Annotated in this window: 20 protein-coding genes; 16 read left to right on the top strand and 4 right to left on the bottom strand. The window is 54.3% G+C overall.

What is annotated here, in order from left to right; genetic code table 11:
• Positions 1-14: 14 nt before the first annotated feature.
• The 3 genes from AC4LF3_RS23275 to AC4LF3_RS23265 all read right to left on the bottom strand — a co-directional run bounded on the left by AC4LF3_RS23275 (position 15) and on the right by AC4LF3_RS23265 (position 2,225).
• Positions 15-812, bottom strand: a complete 798-nt coding sequence (locus AC4LF3_RS23275) for a hypothetical protein (RefSeq protein WP_313727702.1) — start codon at positions 810-812, stop codon at positions 15-17.
• Between the two features lie 114 nt (positions 813-926).
• Complete coding sequence (locus AC4LF3_RS23270) at positions 927-1,580, bottom strand: hypothetical protein (RefSeq protein WP_232235676.1); 654 nt, start codon at positions 1,578-1,580, stop codon at positions 927-929.
• A gap of 321 nt (positions 1,581-1,901) precedes the next feature.
• On the bottom strand, positions 1,902-2,225 hold the full coding sequence (locus tag AC4LF3_RS23265) for a DUF6794 domain-containing protein (RefSeq protein ID WP_125913232.1): 324 nt from the start codon (positions 2,223-2,225) through the stop codon (positions 1,902-1,904).
• 768 nt (positions 2,226-2,993) lie between these two features.
• On the opposite strand from AC4LF3_RS23265, the gene AC4LF3_RS23260 reads away from it, so the two are divergent.
• From AC4LF3_RS23260 to AC4LF3_RS23195, 14 genes are all read left to right on the top strand, one after another.
• A complete protein-coding gene (locus AC4LF3_RS23260) occupies positions 2,994-3,173 on the top strand; it encodes a hypothetical protein (RefSeq protein ID WP_019364639.1) in 180 nt (59 codons plus the stop codon).
• A gap of 487 nt (positions 3,174-3,660) precedes the next feature.
• Entirely contained in the window at positions 3,661-4,026 is a 366-nt protein-coding gene (locus tag AC4LF3_RS23255; protein WP_125890210.1) for a hypothetical protein, read from the top strand.
• A 302-nt stretch (positions 4,027-4,328) separates the two neighbouring features.
• Positions 4,329-5,303 (top strand): AAA family ATPase, encoded by a 975-nt coding sequence (locus tag AC4LF3_RS23250; RefSeq protein WP_125913231.1) that lies wholly within the window; start codon positions 4,329-4,331, stop codon positions 5,301-5,303.
• 13 nt (positions 5,304-5,316) lie between these two features.
• On the top strand, positions 5,317-5,865 hold the full coding sequence (locus AC4LF3_RS23245; protein ID WP_125913230.1) for a hypothetical protein: 549 nt from the start codon (positions 5,317-5,319) through the stop codon (positions 5,863-5,865).
• Between the two features lie 84 nt (positions 5,866-5,949).
• Positions 5,950-6,495 (top strand): hypothetical protein, encoded by a 546-nt coding sequence (locus AC4LF3_RS23240; protein ID WP_125913229.1) that lies wholly within the window; start codon positions 5,950-5,952, stop codon positions 6,493-6,495.
• Between the two features lie 223 nt (positions 6,496-6,718).
• Positions 6,719-7,753 carry a phage recombination protein Bet gene (gene bet, locus AC4LF3_RS23235; RefSeq protein WP_197873355.1) on the top strand — a complete coding sequence of 345 codons (1,035 nt, stop codon included), beginning with the start codon at positions 6,719-6,721 and terminating at the stop codon, positions 7,751-7,753.
• A gap of 91 nt (positions 7,754-7,844) precedes the next feature.
• Entirely contained in the window at positions 7,845-8,867 is a 1,023-nt protein-coding gene (locus tag AC4LF3_RS23230; RefSeq protein ID WP_125913217.1) for a YqaJ viral recombinase family nuclease, read from the top strand.
• Between the two features lie 226 nt (positions 8,868-9,093).
• Entirely contained in the window at positions 9,094-10,368 is a 1,275-nt protein-coding gene (locus AC4LF3_RS23225) for a DUF3150 domain-containing protein (RefSeq protein WP_185755851.1), read from the top strand.
• An 83-nt stretch (positions 10,369-10,451) separates the two neighbouring features.
• Complete coding sequence (locus AC4LF3_RS23220; RefSeq protein ID WP_491836863.1) at positions 10,452-12,209, top strand: VWA domain-containing protein; 1,758 nt, start codon at positions 10,452-10,454, stop codon at positions 12,207-12,209.
• A gap of 109 nt (positions 12,210-12,318) precedes the next feature.
• A complete protein-coding gene (locus AC4LF3_RS23215) occupies positions 12,319-12,639 on the top strand; it encodes a hypothetical protein (RefSeq protein ID WP_197873353.1) in 321 nt (106 codons plus the stop codon).
• 68 nt (positions 12,640-12,707) lie between these two features.
• On the top strand, positions 12,708-13,193 hold the full coding sequence (locus tag AC4LF3_RS23210; RefSeq protein WP_197873352.1) for a hypothetical protein: 486 nt from the start codon (positions 12,708-12,710) through the stop codon (positions 13,191-13,193).
• 95 nt (positions 13,194-13,288) lie between these two features.
• A complete protein-coding gene (locus AC4LF3_RS23205; RefSeq protein WP_197873351.1) occupies positions 13,289-13,789 on the top strand; it encodes a hypothetical protein in 501 nt (166 codons plus the stop codon).
• Between the two features lie 97 nt (positions 13,790-13,886).
• On the top strand, positions 13,887-15,422 hold the full coding sequence (locus AC4LF3_RS23200; protein ID WP_197873350.1) for a DUF7146 domain-containing protein: 1,536 nt from the start codon (positions 13,887-13,889) through the stop codon (positions 15,420-15,422).
• Positions 15,423-15,425: 3 nt separating this feature from the next.
• Positions 15,426-15,719, top strand: a complete 294-nt coding sequence (locus AC4LF3_RS23195) for a hypothetical protein (RefSeq protein ID WP_197873349.1) — start codon at positions 15,426-15,428, stop codon at positions 15,717-15,719.
• 60 nt (positions 15,720-15,779) lie between these two features.
• Here AC4LF3_RS23195 and AC4LF3_RS23190 read toward each other — a convergent pair whose 3' ends face one another.
• Positions 15,780-16,157, bottom strand: a complete 378-nt coding sequence (locus tag AC4LF3_RS23190; RefSeq protein WP_197873348.1) for a histone-like nucleoid-structuring protein, MvaT/MvaU family — start codon at positions 16,155-16,157, stop codon at positions 15,780-15,782.
• Between the two features lie 157 nt (positions 16,158-16,314).
• Here AC4LF3_RS23190 and AC4LF3_RS23185 point away from each other — a divergent pair, with 157 nt between their 5' ends.
• Positions 16,315-17,049: a hypothetical protein gene (locus tag AC4LF3_RS23185; RefSeq protein ID WP_197873347.1), complete on the top strand. Its 735-nt coding sequence runs from the start codon at positions 16,315-16,317 to the stop codon at positions 17,047-17,049.
• On the top strand, positions 17,039-17,347 hold the full coding sequence (locus AC4LF3_RS23180) for an HU family DNA-binding protein (RefSeq protein WP_256205785.1): 309 nt from the start codon (positions 17,039-17,041) through the stop codon (positions 17,345-17,347). Before AC4LF3_RS23185 ends, AC4LF3_RS23180 begins: the two co-directional genes overlap by 11 nt.
• The last annotated feature ends 53 nt before the right edge of the window (positions 17,348-17,400 follow it).

Below are 17,400 nucleotides of genomic sequence, written 5' to 3'. Positions count from 1 at the left end.
GACCTGAGCCTCGGTTAAGCTTCAGGTACGACAAAATAGTGAACCTTGCCCTTATGAAAAATCATGGGTGGCGAGACCTTACGCACCGGCGCGGCGTAGACATATGCCCAGTCAGGAAGATGCTTACTTACGTTAAGCAGGAAGGTTTGCTTATCAAAAGCATCAGCGTCATATGTATCCTCAAACAGTACCTTATCCGTTGCGCTGAAAAGGTAGGTTTCATGCTGGTCAGGGAAGACTGCTTTGGGAGACTTATAAACGCTTGGCTTTTTGAGCCTTGCTGTGAATACACACTTCCTATCAGGAGAGTCTGGACTCTTGGCACAACCTGGCCCGACCCCGGCGACAAGGTAGCGCTTACCAAACATGTCCTGGAAGCCCACTCTAGATGCTTCAAAGCCTTCCATCTCTTCAAATGCTTTCTTGTAAGCCTCACCCACCATTTTCGCAAACATGTCCGAGGCTTGGTCTTTATTCCCCAGACTCATCGGCGCGAATGCTATCACTGCATCTTTTTGCTCCGGTGCCGCAGGGCTAAACAACCACGCAGCCAAACCTACTCCAAGCGCAGCACCACCGCCCATGTTGAAGCCATGGGAGGAGGCCAGCACGCTTGTGTTAAGGCCGGCGTCGGTTACAGAACTCAACGCTGCGTCGTACTGGGCCTTGGGCACTTTCTGATCCTGAAGATTGAGCCCGCCTGCTTCGGCGATCTGATAGGCATAACTGCCGGTGGGCTCTGAAGAAGTGCTGGCACATCCGGTCATGATGGCCGCGGTCAGCAGTACAGATGCAATCTTTAATGTGTTCATGGCTGTTCTCCCCCGTTCCCTTGAAACTACCAGTAGATGTCCTGCAAGCAAGTATTGGCGCCAAAAAAAGAGCGACCTAAGCCGCTCAATATAGACACTCTTCATTGATCTCGCCTAAACCGGCACCGGCTCTGTCAGGTCGTCCTCTGAATCAGGCTTGCCCCTGGGCTTTCGTTTATCGCTCGGCTCGGGCTGATCCTCAACTTGAGGTAGTACGCCGGCGTCCTCGATGCTGTCCTGAGGGTTCATCGCTTCGTTAAGCGAGGCGGCGGCATCGTTTTCATCTGCTCGCGCAGGAGCGGTTTTGTCTACCTCCTCCTGCTTGCCCCGCTTGTGAGCGTCGATGCGGGCATTTTTCTCGATGCTGATGATGCGGCTGGAAAGACGAGAGATATTGTTGCGCCAGTCATGCAGGGCTTTGGTACGCTGACGTGACTCCAGAAAGCCATTCATCCACAGGACGTCGATCATCTTGACCATGTGGTCGAACTTGAGCAGCAGTTTGGCGTACTGCATGGCCAGAGGACTCGTAATGTCTGCATGGTAGATGGCCGGGTTCGAGTAACCGGAGTTCTCATCAAGCTCATGCTTCTTGTTGAGTTCGGTAATCTGAGCAATCTGCTTGTCGATCAGATCTTCACTGTTCTTGATGAGTTTACTGATGGTCAGAAGCGCCTTGTCGACTAACTTTTCCTCTCCAATGATCTGCAGGATCACTTCAATGGAAAAGCACGAATAGGAGGTGCGACTGAAAGTACGTTCAAACATTTTTTGGGCGTGGTCAGAAGCAACCTCAATTGACCGTCGCAGTATGGGCCGGGAATAGCTGCTGGGCATAACCGACGTGCGGGTGAGCTGAATGGTCTTTTTTCCTGATGGCTCGGGTATTGAACCGGGCGGAATGGTCATATCGTTCATAAGGCAACCCCTGTGGATTAGTGCAAGGATCACCCTACTACAAGAAATGCCGTCCAAAGCCTCGTGGTTGATACCCGCGCGGGTACCAACCACGGGTTTTGGGGTCAAATATTTTCGAAAATTCGGTTTGACAGATCGGCGGTCCTGGACTTGTCCTGCATTCCGTACACGTTAATGGAGGGTCTGGTAGACGCCTTCTATGACCTGCTTTGAACGAAGCCAAACCCATAGCGCCCGAATGATGACCATCGAAGCATCGTCAGGGTGCCCTCCCGCTGGACAGGCTGCCTTGAGAAGTTTCTCGTTTCCCTTCCAGAGGCCGAATTCGTTGCGGATGGCCATGCCCAACCCATAGTGGCAATGGATCAGCTCTTCTTCTGGCAGTTCGCGAACGGTGGCCTTGGATTCTTCACTGAGCATGGCCAGGAGCTGCTCAACGGCTGACTCGACAGTGGTGGGCCATCGGCCTGGAACCGAAATAGCGGGATCTTGCATGTGGAAGTCCTCTTGAAGCGGTAGGCCATTGATTTCAGCACTACCGTACCCCACGAACCTCTGGATGCAAGTCCGCTTGATCGCACCTTGCCACGCTTGCATCGGCGAGATTCTGAAGTATTTTCAATAGAGCCATCCCAATCCGGAGCGCAAAGTATGAGAACCGTAGAAGAGTCTGAAATATATCTGGCCCAGCTACGCGAACAAGAAGCAAAACACCATGCTAAATTCCTCGAGCAGTGCGAGAGAGCTTCTACATTAAGCTGGAAGGAAATTGCCGTAGTCATCGGGTCGCTTACCGGCACAGCCTTGCTGACACTCACTGTCCTGCACATCCTCGACTGTACTTGCTAGCGCTTTTTGATTTTGTTTGTTTTGGTGCCCGCGCGGGTATCAACCACTGCTGTTCAACGCTGAAAAATACGCTACTCTTGCCTTCACGTGGCAGCTACCACGTTAAGCCTCAGCATCCTTTAAGCAGTACCACGTGAGCCCTTGCGCTCAACGTTATCGCTTCACCAGCCTGCGCTTTTATCACGGTATGGGTTTGCCTTTCCCTCTTGAAACCGATCCGCCAAGTACCCTGGGTCCGAGTTGTCGCTCCGTGCCTTTGGTTGATCGGTTTCACTCCCCCGTGGAGCGAAAAGAGGCTGCATACCTCCTAACAATGCAAAATTAGCAACATCCTTTAGATGTTTTTTAATAACCCCTCGGGGCGTCACTGCCCTGTCCGGGGAAAAGTGCGCTCTGAGATTAAGGAGCGACACTATGATCACCACCGTTCGGTTTAAAGCTGTTGCCGAAGATCTGCGGAAAATCGGTACGACGGCTGTAGCAGCAGGCCTGATCAGCGTCTTTGTGAGTGCCTCGACTGTTCTATCCATCTGCGCTACATTGTTGGGTGCAGGCCTATGGGTTTTGGGCATTTACCTAACAAGGGAGGACTGAGAGATGAGCCAAACAGCAGCTGGTCTACTAGTCTTTGCGATTATCTTTTTTACCATGGGCGGAACCGGTTTATACGCACTATGGTGCCAGAAGCGTTCCGAGTCAGAAGCCCGCAAGGTGCTTCGCGAACGTCATTCCTGATGCTTCAGACAAAAAGCCCCTTCTAGGGGCTTTTTTTGCCTTATCCAAAAGCCGTCCGTTGGACGGTTTTTTTATGCCTGTTTATTACTGAAATAGCCTGACTGGCCGGATTGATTCGAGCTGCGCTGCTGAAAATTGCCTTCAACTTTCCCAACTTTCTTCAAGTTCGTGCCCGCGCGGGTATCAACCACCGCTTTTGCCTTTCAAAAAATACGCTACTGTAAATCTATCACTCGCTCTGCGAACTGATAGTGGCTGCTACCACTTTAAGCTTCAGCAATATTCCCAATCTGGGGGACCACTCCCAGACACTGGTGAGTACCCCCTTCACTGAAGGAAACTCACCATGTATTCAATACTTCATCTCGTATTGTTTGTAGGCGCTGTAGTGTTCATTCTGGGTATAGGTTTTGGTGTGGCTTACTTGCTCGTCAAGTACTGCGTATGGCTGACCCAGACACTTGAACAAGGCATCGTCCTCGGACTGCGACGGCTGGGTAAGCTCAGTCGTAAACTGGCATGTGTTATTGGTAAAAGAAGCTGGGCTTTGATCCAGCATCTGCTTACTCGTAAAGTAAAGGCTCCTGCGGCGCCAGCTCCGGCTGATGTTGTGGAAGCGGTCGCAACGCCCTGCTTCTCTGAAGAGAGCATGAATTGGGACCACTTAGAGAAGCCTACCTACTTGCGCCGGGGTCTCTTGATCTCTGTGTAATGTCTCCTCCGGTATCGCTCTGATCTGTTCATCCCCCTGGGGTGACGGATCAGACGATACCCCTCCAAGCCCCCAGCGGCTTTCCAGCATCGGCTAACCTGATCCCCCAAGCGTACTGGCCTCCAGTGCCTTTGCGTGATCCGGTTTTTTACTCCCCGTGAGTAAAGAAGAGGCTGCATACCTCCCAACGATGCAAGATTAGAAATCTCTTTTAGCACCACCCTTTAGCGTTTCCCTTCAACCCCTCGGGGCGTCACCTGACTCCCCAAGGAGCTGGTGTGCCCGTTTTCTGGAGTCTCACCATGCAAGCAACAAACAACGGTCTGGTTAAGTTTCCGCTGGCGTCCACGTTCAATATCGAAGTGCGTGATAATGCGTCGATCATGGGCTTTGCGGATACCACCAACCCTTTTATCCCCGAGATCAACTCGTCCTATGTGTTCCGCAAGGAATTTGTAATCGAGTTTCGGGCATTTCTGCACCAACCTGATGGCGATGCCTACTACGTCACCGGGCCTACGGGCTCCGGCAAGACCAGCGGTATCACCGAGGTACTCGGTCGGCTTAACTGGCCGGTTCAGCAGGTAACAGCTCACGGACGTATGGAGCTGTCTGATCTGATCGGGCATCACGCTCTTGTGAGCGCGACACCTGGCGCAGCACCCACCATGCAGTTCATGCACGGGCCTCTGGCTCTGGCCATGAAGCATGGGCATGTGCTCCTGATCAATGAAATCGACATGATGGACCCTTCGGAGCTCTCAGGTCTTAACGACATTCTGGAAGGTCGCCCTCTGGTGATCGCTCAGAACGCCGGCGAGATCATCAAACCCCATCCGATGTTCAGGGTGGTGGCGACGGGTAACTCTGTTGGGCAAGGTGACGCCTCGGGTCTGTATCAGGGCATCTCCATGCAAAACATCGCGTCAATGGACCGTTATCGTGTTGCTGTCGTGGATTATGACGAAGCCGTGGATGCCCTCATTCTTGAGTCAGCCTTTCCAAAGCTTCCGGCCATCCTGCGTAACGGCATGATCAAGGTAGCCCAGCATGTTCGCCAGTTGTTCAAGGGCGAAAGCGGTCAGGGCGGCAGTATCAGCGTCACGATGTCCACCCGGACATTGAAGCGCTGGGCCACGCTTACCTGCATGTTCAAGGGACATCCCACTGCTTTGAAGTACGGTCTTGAAATGGCGCTCCTGCGTCGTGCCAAGCCCGAGGAAGTAACGGCGATCATCCGATTAGCATCAGATGTCTTTGGCAGCGAATGGGCCTAAGGAGGATACCCCTGTGGTAAGTGCAACCTCCGAACGCTCATGCAACGTCAACTGGATGCTTTCCAATACGGCGTCTGGCAAGGAGCTGGCTGCGGTTGGCCAGGTGTTTGTCGACTCGTTTATGGATTCCCTGGAGTTACTGGGTATTGCAAGGCCCCATGAGTCTCATCTGCTGTACCGGGATGATCTGGAAAAGGCCTGCATTACACGGGCAATACTGGGTAGCCCTGGGGCTGGAGATAACAACTTCTGCCCTGAGAGCTTGAGTGGTTCAGGTGAAATCGATCTGGAGGATGGCGTCTATCGTCCGCTTCTACTCCTGCTCAAAGCAGTGCGGGATGTAAAGCAGGCAGGCTATCTGCTGGAGATTTTGCTTAGTGCTACCGCTGACTTTGAAGTGATCGAGGCAAGCTACATGGCCCTGACTCAGTTCATAGATCAGAACTGTCCTGATCCTGCTGTGCTGGGTGGATTCATTGCCGATGCCATGACCCTGGGTCTGGATAAGTCGGTATGGGCCGCTCAGCTTGAAAGTGTGGCTGGAGAAGACTTCTACCTTTAACCGTCGCTGGTAACAGCGATTCCCAACAGGGGTACTTACCCCTTTGGGTGGGTACCCCCTTCTTTTTGAGTGAGGAGGGTACTTATGAATCAGATTGCTGAAACCTCTTGTGTGGGTAACGAAGCGTCCCTGGTTAACGTTGATATCTGTTGGTGGTTCCGGCATGCGCAAGCGCCGGAAAGCTTTCCTCGGATGCGCGATGTACTGGTCGATTCGTTTCAGACCTCTCACAGACTGCTGGGTATTGCTCAATCCGATCTGCCGTACATGTTGTACGACGGTGAATGGTTTGAAGACAGCATCCTGCTGGCGCCGCGCGGTTATAACCATAACAGCGCAACAGGGACCTGGACCTGGAGTAACTGGAGCAGCATTCGTATCGAGACGCTGGCGGGCCACGGAGAAATAGGCGTTACCGTGGGTAGCTATCGTCCCCTGCTGATGTTGATCAGGGCTGCAAGGGATCTCGAGAAAGCAGGGCTTGAGGTTGAGCTCCTGCTTGAAGCGGACGATTCGGAGCAGCTTGAGACAGATGCAGGTTTTCTGGGTGAGCACTTCAATCAGAGATCTGATCGTGTATTGCATGCTGATTTTGTCAGAGATGCGATGAGACTGGGTCTTACAGCATGACGGTATTTCGATATCTGTTCTGGTTAGCGTTTGCTTGTTTGATGGCTTATTCCATTGCCAACACAGAGCCTCGCAAGAGTCCTGGGGTCATGGAGTTCGCACCCGGCAAGCCAATGTTTATCAAATAGCGTGACTTAACCATCGCCATTACTGGCGATTCCCGGCAGGGGTACTCCCTTGTCAGGGGCAGTGCCTCTGTCTTTTTTGTATGGAGAGCACTGAAATGGCAACACAAACAGTTCAAAACGTTGAAACCCTGTCCGAAGCCAAAGGCAAGCGATTGCTTACCCGAGTAGCTGAGCGATATGGCGTAGATGAAACGAAACTGATGACTACCTTGAAAGCCACAGCCTTCAAGCAGCGGAACGGTTCAGGTCCAACCAATGAGCAGATGATGGCGCTCATGATTGTGGCCGAGCAGTACCAGCTTAACCCCTTCACCAAGGAGATCTATGCCTTTCCGGACCGTAATAACGGGATTGTTCCGGTTGTGGGTGTAGATGGCTGGTCCCGGATCGTGAACTCACACCCTGAGTATCAGGGCATGACGTTCAACTACTCCGCGTCCATGGTGAGACCTGATGGTGCGAAAGTGGATGCCCATGAATGGATCGAGTGCGTGATGTATCGCCGGGACAAGGAACATCCCACGATTGTTCGTGAGTATCTGGATGAGGTCTATCGCAACATCGACGGGCCCTGGCGTACGCACCCCAAGCGGATGCATCGTCACAAGGCCATGATCCAGTGTGCACGGCTTGCGTTTGGGTTTGTCGGGATCTTTGATCAGGACGAGGCCGAACGTATCAGCGAAGTCGACATCAGCAACAAGGTCAGTCGAGTCGTTGATGGAGAAGCCAGGGCAACAGCCGAACCGGCTCTGTCTACTGGACAGTGCTTGAATATCGGGATTGTTGTTGATCGCCTAATTGAGCGCGCCAAGCCGGTAAATGCCTGGCAGAGCGCTTATGAGTGGCTAGGGAAGCGTTTCTCAGGGGCTGAGCGTGAATACGCCATCAACCGCCTGCGTGAGGCTGAACTATGCAGTGCAACCGAAGCCATACCCGAGGCCGACCCCGTGTCTGTTGAGGATGTGACCTCAGTTGTACAGACCACGGAGCCAGAGGAATACGTGGAGGGTGAATCCGACATGGATCAGACGGCTCATGAAACGTCAGAGCAGGACTCGGAATTTGCCGGGCTCTTCGCTGACATCAAGGACTCACTGGAAGACGCCGAAGGCGCCTATATCCCGTGAATCCTTGAGTAAGTAAACCCACCCATTGGGGGAGTATTCCCCTATGGGGTGCTCCCCCTTTTTTTCGCATCACTTAAAAGAGGTAGAGCACATGGGCTACAACATCATCAATCTGTCGCAAGGCTCTGATGAATGGCTTAACTGGCGTAAGAGCGGTATTACCGCAACCGACGCCTGCATTCTTCTGGGACGCAGCCCCTACAAGACCCGCTGGCGTTTGTGGGCCGAGAAGGTTGGGTACTGTGAAGAAGTGGACCTTTCCGGTAATCCTCTGGTGCGCTATGGCATCAAACACGAGGACGATGCCCGAAAGGCCTTTGAGGACCATACCGGGGACATGCTGTTGCCGGTATGTGTCGAGTCGGACAGGAACATGCTCCTACGAGCCTCCCTGGACGGTCTTAACAATGCTGGCGAGCCGGTCGAGCTCAAGTGTCCTTCCGACAAGACGTGGGAGGAGGTTTGCAGACTCGGTACCGAATCGGAGGCGTATCAGCTCTACTACTGCCAGGTGCAGCATCAGATGGTGTGTACAGGCTCCCGGCGCGGTTGGCTGGTCTTCTGGCACGGCAATGATCCGCTGCAGATCTTTGAGATCCCCCTTGACCGTGAACTGCTCGCGCAGCTCATGACCGAGGCTCAAGGCTTCTGGCAGGACGTAAGCCTGCGTAATGAACCGCCCAAGGACCCGGAAAGGGACTTCTATCTGCCGATAGGCGAGGAAGCCACCCGCTGGATCTACGAGTCGGAACATTATCGGTTGTATGAGGCGCGTATTGCTGGACTCAAGGCTCAGATAAAGGACCTTGAAGCCCGGCAGGACAAGCATCTTGAAACGATGACCAAGATGATGAGTGAGTTCATGAAGGCCGACTATGCCGGTGTTCAGATCACCCGCTTCAAGGTTCAGGGCCAGATCGACTACAAGAAGGCGATCGATGCCAATCCCGCTGTACAACAGATGGTGGATTTCGAGAAGTACCGGAAAAAGACCTCGGATCGCGTTCGAGTCACGGTTCGTGAGGAGCTGGCGCCCAAAAGTGTTGTGGAAGCGTCGGTATTGGCCCCTCTTGAACACGCCTCGGCTGAGCCGGAGTCCTTTTACCTGAACTAGTGCAGTAGGCGAGCTTTGCTCGCCTTTCCAGAGCGTCCTGACAAGGGCGCTGCGGAAAGAAGATTTCTCTCCCCTGTGGAGCGAAAAGAGGCTGCATACCTCCTAACGATGCAAGATTAGCGACACCCTTTAGCAAGACTTTTAGCGACACCTTCAACTCAACCCTACCGGGGCATATCTGTCCCGTATGGGCTGGATATGTCTGCGGCTTTCCGAGGATATATCCATGACAGTTGACAAGGCATTACTGCAAGAGCTGGTCGTTGTGAACGCTGACTACGATATCTGGAGCGGACAGGTTCGCCTGGAAGACAAGGATATCAAGTTGGGTGAAGGCGGCGAGCTACCCCCTGACCGTGTGGCTCAGCTGGGTAACAAGACGATCTGCGATCCGGCATCGCTCAAGGTGTTTCGCTCGCTTCGTGGTGCGACACGCCGGATGCTGGAGGGCTATGGACTTCCCTTCCTGACCGGATGGGCCGTTCCTCGCAGCAAACTTTCGGAAATACTGGGCAAGCTTGAAACGGCTCGACTCACGTTCGAGCAGGAAAAGCAGGCTTTTTTGGGCAACTACGACAGTTCTATCCAGAACTGGATTGCGAACAATGTCGGCTACGAAGAGGCTATTCGTAACGGCGTCCTGGACCGCAGTAGCGTAGAGAAACGTCTGAAGTTCGATTATCAGGTGTTTCATATCCAGCCGGTGTCCGGCGAGCCAAACGCTGAGAAGCGTCTGGCAGACCAGACCAAGGGCCTTGCAGGTCAACTGTTTCGGGAAATCGAAACGGAAGCGGACGAGTTTTATCAGAAGTACCTTCGTGGTAAGGCTGAGATCAGTGTCCGTACTCGCAAGCGTCTGGAATGCCTGGCTGACAAGGTGGATGGTTTGAGCTTTCTGAACCGGGCTTTCGAGCCTGTAGTAAAACTGCTCAGGGAAACCGTTGATGGCTACGATCAGCACGCTGATCAAGGCCCCATCGGTGCACCATTCTTCTTTCAGATCCATTCGGTCGTCACGATCCTGCGTGATCAGGCCCAGATGAAGGACTTTGCAGATGGCAATCCTGCTGCACAGCCCGACGACGATGCCTTTAACTTTGATGTTTCGTTACCCGTATCAACGGAGCACGCAGCATCACGTAAGGTTGATCCTGATGCAAAGCCAGCTCTACCGGCCCAGCAACCTCAGGCTCACTCTACAGCGCTACCAGCGGCTCAGGCTTCTGCTGCTCCGGTCAAGCCGGCGCGTCAGGTACCTCAAGCTGTTCAACAGAGCTTTGATCTGGACGAGCTTCTCCATGATATGGATTCGTTCTTTGACAGGGCTGTGAAGAAGCCTGCGGCACCTGCTCCGGCAGATTCCGCGATTGTTTCACCTACGGTTGCATCACCTCTTTCCGAGTCATCGGTCAAGGATGTGGCACAACCGGTAACACAGGCTCAGCCTTCGAATGCTCCGGCGTTCGAAATGCCCGAGCTTGAGGACAACTACTACCTCTAGTAGCTGTTTCTTTCCCCCCATGGCGGGCCATTCCCGCTACTGGGGATGGTCTGTCCTCCTTTTTTCAAAAAATGAGGTGTGACATGACTGCAAGTGCTTTCAGCAAGGCTTCCCAGAGCATTTTCGCGGCACTACCCATCGTGGCGGCTGCGTATGGCGAGAAGTTTGGTGTGAAGGTAATCGTGGGTGGCCAGCAGGCGATGACTGATGGCCAGACCATTGTGGTACCTAACGTACAAGGCGAAAGGTTCGGGGATGCTCTCTGGGGCTACCTTGCACATGAAGCCGCGCACGTCAGGATGACTGACTTTGAAGTCGGAAGGGATGAAATAGCGCGTTCGGATTTTCTGAGAACGATGCTCAACTCCTTTGAAGACTGCCGGATCGAGCGCGAGATGATCAAGCTCTATCCCGGTACAGCCAGAACGCTTAATGCTGTAGCGGCGTACATGGTTGATCAGGGTCATTACCAGATTCCGACAGGGGATACTCATCCTGCCGGGATACTTGAGGCGTACTGCCTGTACTTCCTGCAATGCAAGGTAGTAGGGCAGCACGCCATCGAGGACACGCTGGTTGCCACAACAGCCGTCTACGAACAGGTCATTCCGAAAGGTGTGCAGGTTCGTCTGGCGGTGTTGTTGGGGCGAGCAGGGCAGCTGAAAAGTACGGCCGATGCGCTGGTGCTCTCACGGGAAGTCCTCAGGATGGTTGAAGAGGAAGCCCAGAAGGAGCAGGACGCGCAACAGCCGGAGCCGTCACCGCAGGACTTGACTCAGCCACAGGCTGGATCAGGTCAGTCGGGTGGTCAGGGCTCTGCTGGCGGCGATGCTGGAAATGCTCAGGGCACTGGATCAGGTAGTTCCAGTGGTCAGAGTTCCGGCCAGAGCACTGCCTCGGCTAGTGCTTCGATTACAGGAGATGATGCAGGCGCCAGCAGTCCCGGTGTCATGCAGCAGATCCTTGATGCACGAGCAGACGATCATCTCAAGGACAAGACAGACGCCCTTCGGGCTGACCTCAACTCCGGTGCTGATCAAACTGCTCCTGTTGTCAACGTACCCACTGCGCTTGAGGTGATGAATGATCAGGCGTCCGGGCAGATGTTGATTGGACAGGTGGCGGCAGCATCCAGCCGGATTCAGTCGCAACTCATGGGCCTGGTTCAGGCCAGCCAGCGCAACGGGTATACCCCGGGGCGTCATGGCAGGCATCTGGACACGAACCGGCTCCATCGGCTCGTCAGTGGTGATACGCGCATCTTTCGGCGTAGCGCTGAACGAAAGCATCCTGATACGGCGGTTCATCTACTGGTAGACATGAGTTCGTCCATGGACAAGCTCATGCCTTCCGGTGAACACGTTTATGAGGTTGCTCGTGATGCCGCCATGGCACTGGCGCTGGGGTTGGGGTTGGAGAAGATCAACGGGGTAAACCCGGCGGTTACGTTCTTCTGCAAAAACAGCCGTCAGCCCGTCTGGAGTGTGGTGAAGCATGGACAAAAGGTCAGCCGTAATGCAGGCCGGTTCAGTTTCTCACCGGATGGCAGGACACCCATGACCGAAGCGATCTGGTACTCGGCTTTCGAGCTGAGCAAGACCCGGGAGCGACGGAAAATGGTGTTGGTGGTAACGGATGGCGAACCCAATAACGTCGGGTCCTGCCAGCACGTCGTGCAGCTCTGCCAGCGCAGCGGTATCGAGATGATCGGTATTGGTGTCGGCAAAGGTGCAAAGGTAGCGAGCCTGTTTGCGTCGTCGATTCAGATCGAAAGCGTAAATGACCTTAAACACACGCTATTTCAGTTGATGAGTGATGCATTGACGGGTGTTGCCGTGTGATCCGGTATCACAGGGGGCTGCGGTCTGGCCCTCCTGTGATGTTGTTAAACCCCTTGGGGCAGACATGCCCCTTTGGGGTCGTGCTGCCCTTCTTTTGGAGCAGCACGCCATGAGAAGAGCCCTTGCACGCTTCAATGAACTGCAGCTGTGCCTGGACCTCCTGTTTTTCGAAGAGCTACTCGACGCCTCCTCCGAGGAACAGAGTCGCATCCAGTGGACCGATGAAGAAATCAGCCTGCTCCGGCAGCGGATGCTTCAGTACGCCCTGCATGCACTGGCTTCGACGAAAACCTGTAATTCCACCCGAGACGAATGGATCGAGTGGGTTGAAGACGATCACCTGACACCCTTCAGTTTCACCGTCTGCGCGCAGGAAAGCGGATGTGATCCAGAGGCGTTAAAGGTTCGGGTTCAACGACTGGTGCGGTAGCGATACCGCTTATACCCCATGGGGCACAGCCCTCTGGGGTCGTGCCCCTCTCTATCTGGAGAGTAGGCATGAACGTTGGCGACCATCCGCACCTGGTGTGGCTTCGGCAGGCGATCACTGCTGATTCAGCGAGTAAAGCGCTGCTTCAGCAAATGATGCACCTTGCAGAGAAGTGGAATCGGCAATGGCATGGTGTTCTGAAAAGAACCCGTCACCAGCTGCTGGGAACACAACTCAAGCATCCGCGACGTCGGGACTGGTATGCCCTGATCGTCGCGGATGAGTTGATACCTGACATGTATCGGGCGCAGTACTTCGACCGTAGCGGCTTTGGTGCTCATGCCACATATGAGATGGCTGAGCAGGTCCTGGAGAACCTGATCGTGGAGGGCTACTGCCTGGTAGTAGAAGGCGTTTTTGAAACGCTCAGCTGTACCCGGGAGTGGGCCATAGGGCTTTACAAGAAGGATCTGATTCGCCGGATACATCAAGGTGAGCTGTCCATGACGGAAGCCGAGCTTTTATTGCGTGAGTACGCACGGCAGCAGAGTTAGCTGGCATGCGTTTAAAGAGGCGGTAGCAATACCGTTTACACCCCATGGGGCACAGCCCCCTGGGGGTTCGTGCCCCTTCTTTTTGGAGAAGAGCCATGAACCACGTAAGCGACCATCCGCACTTTGTACAGCTACAACAGGGCCTTGCAGAAGGCACTTCCAACGACTGGTTTATCCGGCATCTGATGCCCAAGGCCGTCGAGATGAACCGGCACTGGCGAGCAATCCTCATCGAAACCAACGGTGAGCTGCTTGGCCTTGAGCTGGAACATCCAAAGCTTCGCAGCTACGCCCTGATCATGCCTGACCCATCAACACCCGGCATGTATCGCGCGCAGTACTTCGACAGCAAGGGGATGAAGGCGCACATGACCTGGGCCACACCAGAGCAGGTGCTCGAATCCCTGATCATGGCCGGCTACGTCAGGATCTCTCGTGGTGCCCTCGAACGCCTCAGCGTGACAAGGGAATGGGCGATCGGCATGTACAAGGTCGACCTGATTCGCAGGCTTAACGCAGGCGAAATCTGCTTTGCCAGTGCTGAAAGGCTCCTCATGGAGTTTGAGGCGCAGGTGCAATCCGTGGCCGCTCGTTAGCCACGTCAATTACCCACCCATAAGGGGGCTTCTCCCTTATGGGGAAGGCTCCCTTTCGGGTTGGGGCCAACACAATCCAACGTTGAAAGGTGAGCGTATGAACGGTAATGCAGCAAGAGAGCCACGCAAGTTCTACGACAGCAGGAAGGTCAAGGATCAGGCGTCGGCGTATGGATGGGTAGGCATCATGCGGGCTCTGGCTCCGGATCTGGAACGCGCCATCTCCAGACTTGGTCGTCATGTGCCTTGCCCGGTCCATGGTGGAACGGACGGGTTTCGCCTGTTCAAGGACTTCAATGTCCGCGGCGGTGCGATCTGCAACAGCTGCGGTGCGTTTGGTGATGGTCTTTCCCTGCTCTGCTTTGTGAAGGGAATAGACTTTCCGGAAGCGCTTGTAGAGGTTGCCGAGTTCCTGAGGGTTGATCCTGAACCCCCACGATATCAACGTCGTGAGACGTCCGAGAGGCGTCCTCGTCCTGCCCAGTCCCGTCCGCGGGAAAAGGCAGCTGAGGACCACAGCGCTCCACGTGCCATGCAGGAAACTGCGGTGGTTCGTGAAGCGGCTGTAAAGGAGGCGAGCAATGATGAGTGGGCACGACTGGTTAAACCCGGTCGTCGTGGTCCCATTGATCTGAAGGCGCGCGCCGAAGCACTCAAGGCAAGACAGGCAGAGGAAGTCAGCTGCGAGGCTGATCTGGCTGAGCGCTTTGGGTACGAGGTGATTGAGCATGATCCTCAGCCTGAACCTCAGCCAGAACCTGAACCTGAACCTGTGAAAGCTCCACCGGTGACACCGGCCATCATTATCGAGCCGGAAAAACCCAGGCTTGCACTGGTCAAGAGTAAGCCCGTGTCCGCATCGACGTCAGACCGCAAGAGCCTGAACGTCGAGCGTCACTGGCGTGAGTCGCTGCCATTGAACGCATCACAGGCTGAACCTGCACGGTTGTATTTGCAGGGACGCAAGGTGTTGCCGCGAGGTGGCGCTGACTGGCTGGACAATGACTGCGTACGCTTTCATCCGGCGTTCCCGTACTGGGATACCGTGACGGAAGTGGATATGGAGACCGGGGAAGAACGGGAAACCATCGCTGAGATAGGTAAGTTTCCGGCCATTGTCTGCGCCATTGTAAACAACAAGGGTGAGATCCTGACCCTTCACCGAACCTACCTGAGCAGTACGGGTAGCAAGGCCGATGTGGAGAGTCCGCGCAAGATGATGCCGGTCCCCGAGGGGAAATCGATCAGAGGCGCGGCAATCCAGATGGGTACGCCAGTGGACGGTGTACTTGGAATCGCTGAAGGGCTGGAAACAGCGCTCTCGGCGTACCGCGCAACAGGTATTGCTACCTGGAGCACGGTCAATGCAACACTGCTTGAAGGCTTTACCCCGCCAGCAGGGGTTCACACGGTACTGGTCTGGGCTGACAAGGACAGATCCTGCACGGGTGAGTCGGCGGCCATGAGGCTCAAGCTGCGTCTGCAGCAGCAGGGTATTCGAGTGATCGTGATACTTCCTACCGCGCCAATCCCTTCCGGCAGTAAAGGAATCGATTGGAACGATGTGATCCTTCGTCAGGGCATTTCGGGATTCCCGAGCCTGGCGCATCTTCGCAGCGTAGTGGGAGGTTAAGCCATGCACTCTAATCCACACCTGCCTGCTGATCTGCTCGACACCACTCCGGGTTCGGCCACACGAGGCGTTTTTGCGCCTCCGGCCGGCTGGGAGGGGAGTGAGCAAGACTATGCTGCCCTGATCCGGGATCGTTTCGATGCTCGGGAAACACAGGCGCGCATTCTGTTCATCATAAAGTATGCGGCTCAGGGTCCTGTGACCTGTGCAGGGCCGTATGCCACGATGGCGGCTCGCATCATTCACCGTCTGGTGAAGAAGTGCGGGAAGGAATGCTACAACCTTGTTGTTAAGTGACAAAAAGAAACCAGCCCTCCGGGGCTGGTTTTCTTTTCTAACTGACCAGCAGAAGCAGACCTAGTCCTTGATCGACATCCAGCTCTCTACCGTGTCGGCGCCGTACTGGGCTTTCCATGCCTTGAGAACCTTGTGGTTGCCACCCTTGGTTTCGATGATCTCGTTGGTCTCCGGGTGCCGGTAGACCTTGATGTTACGGGCGCGGCGGGGATTGCTTTGCTCGGCTGGCGCAGCACTGGCCTTCTGTTGGAGGAGTTCTGGCGCTACCGCAGCCACTACGTCACGTGGGCGTTTGCCATACTTCTCAATCAGCTCATTAAGCTCGTCGAGAAATTGGAGATCCTTTTTAAGTTCTTCGCTTGAAGTCAGCTCTTCCAGACGCGCTTGCAAACGCTTTAGTTCTGCTTCCGTTTCTTTGAACTCATTCAATAATGTCATGTTGATTAATCCGGTTAGTTGTCAGGGACAGATTTAGCCTAGCGGCAAAGTGTCTCTTGGGCTAACAACTTTACAAAGAGGTACATTATGACTTGCATTCTGAAATTTGGTGGTAGGTTTATATCAAACATTCTTTCCGGTGACGGGGAACGCTATCATGATGTTATTAAGTACACGCACGGTATTGGCAGAAGATGGTAGTTACCTTGTCTACTGGTGGACAGGTCTTAAAAGGAAGGGTGTACTTTCTGTCCAGTTAAAGGAGTATATAAAGGATGTCAAACTGGCCGTTGAACTGGTAGCCATTCGACATCTTCTTTATTTCAGGCAGGTATTTAATCGTTATCCCATAACAGGGGCCGGTATTTATCTAAGTGTCACGGATGAAGCCATGGTTGAGATCCTGGGTAATGGCCTTCCACCCAAGCACCTGTATCCCTATGCGGCGTTACTGGGTCGACTCTATGGATCCAAGACACAGGTGCCCAATGAGCGGGATCTGCCGTTCAATCGTGACGACCCTGACTTTGGCGAAGTGGAGTATGTCTATCCCACGGAAGAATATCGCCAGTGCAAGGTCATGCTGGAAACGCCTGCCCTGGGCCGAATCAGTCTCACCCAGCACGCAGTAGATGCCTATTTTGAGCGTGTCAGCAGTGGCAAACCCCGCTGCCCATGGTCAAGCCTGGCACGCAGGCTTTCGCATCCTGAGCTTAGGCTGGTACCCATGCCAGAGCGGATCAGACGCCACAAGCTGTTCAAGTTTGGCAGCGTGGATGAAGTGGAGACCTGGGGACACGAGACCAGCAAATTCCTGTATCTCCTGATCCGGGACGGCGAGCAGAAAACTGTAGTCACCTGCTTTGAACGGCGTCCGCAAGATCGGGTATAACGTCTCAACCACAAGAGGAAACAGCATGAACAAATCTGAACTGGTAAAGGCTATTTCTGAGAAGGGGCAGCTGACGCTCAAGGAAGCCGAGGCTGCGCTTAACAGCGTGATCGAGTCGGTCACCGAGGCCATGAAAAGCGGTCAGGATGTCGCGCTGGTGGGCTTTGGCACCTTTACCGTTAGGGAGCGTGCGGCGCGTACCGGACGCAATCCGCAAACGGGTAAACCTATTGAAATTGCGGCCAGCAAGTCAGTGGCGTTCAAGCCGGGCAAGCAACTAAAGGAAAGTGTGGCGTAAAACAATGAGTGCATCTAAAGCCTGCCCGTGCAGGCTTTTTTATTACCAGCTTA

It is taken from the genome of Pseudomonas sp. C2.3V (assembly GCF_058536325.1).
The sequence above is the reverse complement of the archived record's forward strand: the minus strand, read 5'-3'. Positions and strand labels throughout refer to the sequence as shown.

Coding starts and splice junctions, on each gene's coding strand:
- AC4LF3_RS23275 (WP_313727702.1), bottom strand. CDS start 812: ATGAACACATTAAAGATTGCATCTGTACTGCTGACCGCGGCCATCATG.
- AC4LF3_RS23270 (WP_232235676.1), bottom strand. CDS start 1,580: ATGTTTGAACGTACTTTCAGTCGCACCTCCTATTCGTGCTTTTCCATT.
- AC4LF3_RS23265 (WP_125913232.1), bottom strand. CDS start 2,225: ATGCAAGATCCCGCTATTTCGGTTCCAGGCCGATGGCCCACCACTGTC.
- AC4LF3_RS23260 (WP_019364639.1), top strand. CDS start 2,994: ATGATCACCACCGTTCGGTTTAAAGCTGTTGCCGAAGATCTGCGGAAA.
- AC4LF3_RS23255 (WP_125890210.1), top strand. CDS start 3,661: ATGTATTCAATACTTCATCTCGTATTGTTTGTAGGCGCTGTAGTGTTC.
- AC4LF3_RS23250 (WP_125913231.1), top strand. CDS start 4,329: ATGCAAGCAACAAACAACGGTCTGGTTAAGTTTCCGCTGGCGTCCACG.
- AC4LF3_RS23240 (WP_125913229.1), top strand. CDS start 5,950: ATGAATCAGATTGCTGAAACCTCTTGTGTGGGTAACGAAGCGTCCCTG.
- bet (WP_197873355.1), top strand. CDS start 6,719: ATGGCAACACAAACAGTTCAAAACGTTGAAACCCTGTCCGAAGCCAAA.
- AC4LF3_RS23230 (WP_125913217.1), top strand. CDS start 7,845: ATGGGCTACAACATCATCAATCTGTCGCAAGGCTCTGATGAATGGCTT.
- AC4LF3_RS23225 (WP_185755851.1), top strand. CDS start 9,094: ATGACAGTTGACAAGGCATTACTGCAAGAGCTGGTCGTTGTGAACGCT.
- AC4LF3_RS23220 (WP_491836863.1), top strand. CDS start 10,452: ATGACTGCAAGTGCTTTCAGCAAGGCTTCCCAGAGCATTTTCGCGGCA.
- AC4LF3_RS23215 (WP_197873353.1), top strand. CDS start 12,319: ATGAGAAGAGCCCTTGCACGCTTCAATGAACTGCAGCTGTGCCTGGAC.
- AC4LF3_RS23210 (WP_197873352.1), top strand. CDS start 12,708: ATGAACGTTGGCGACCATCCGCACCTGGTGTGGCTTCGGCAGGCGATC.
- AC4LF3_RS23205 (WP_197873351.1), top strand. CDS start 13,289: ATGAACCACGTAAGCGACCATCCGCACTTTGTACAGCTACAACAGGGC.
- AC4LF3_RS23200 (WP_197873350.1), top strand. CDS start 13,887: ATGAACGGTAATGCAGCAAGAGAGCCACGCAAGTTCTACGACAGCAGG.
- AC4LF3_RS23195 (WP_197873349.1), top strand. CDS start 15,426: ATGCACTCTAATCCACACCTGCCTGCTGATCTGCTCGACACCACTCCG.
- AC4LF3_RS23190 (WP_197873348.1), bottom strand. CDS start 16,157: ATGACATTATTGAATGAGTTCAAAGAAACGGAAGCAGAACTAAAGCGT.
- AC4LF3_RS23185 (WP_197873347.1), top strand. CDS start 16,315: ATGATGTTATTAAGTACACGCACGGTATTGGCAGAAGATGGTAGTTAC.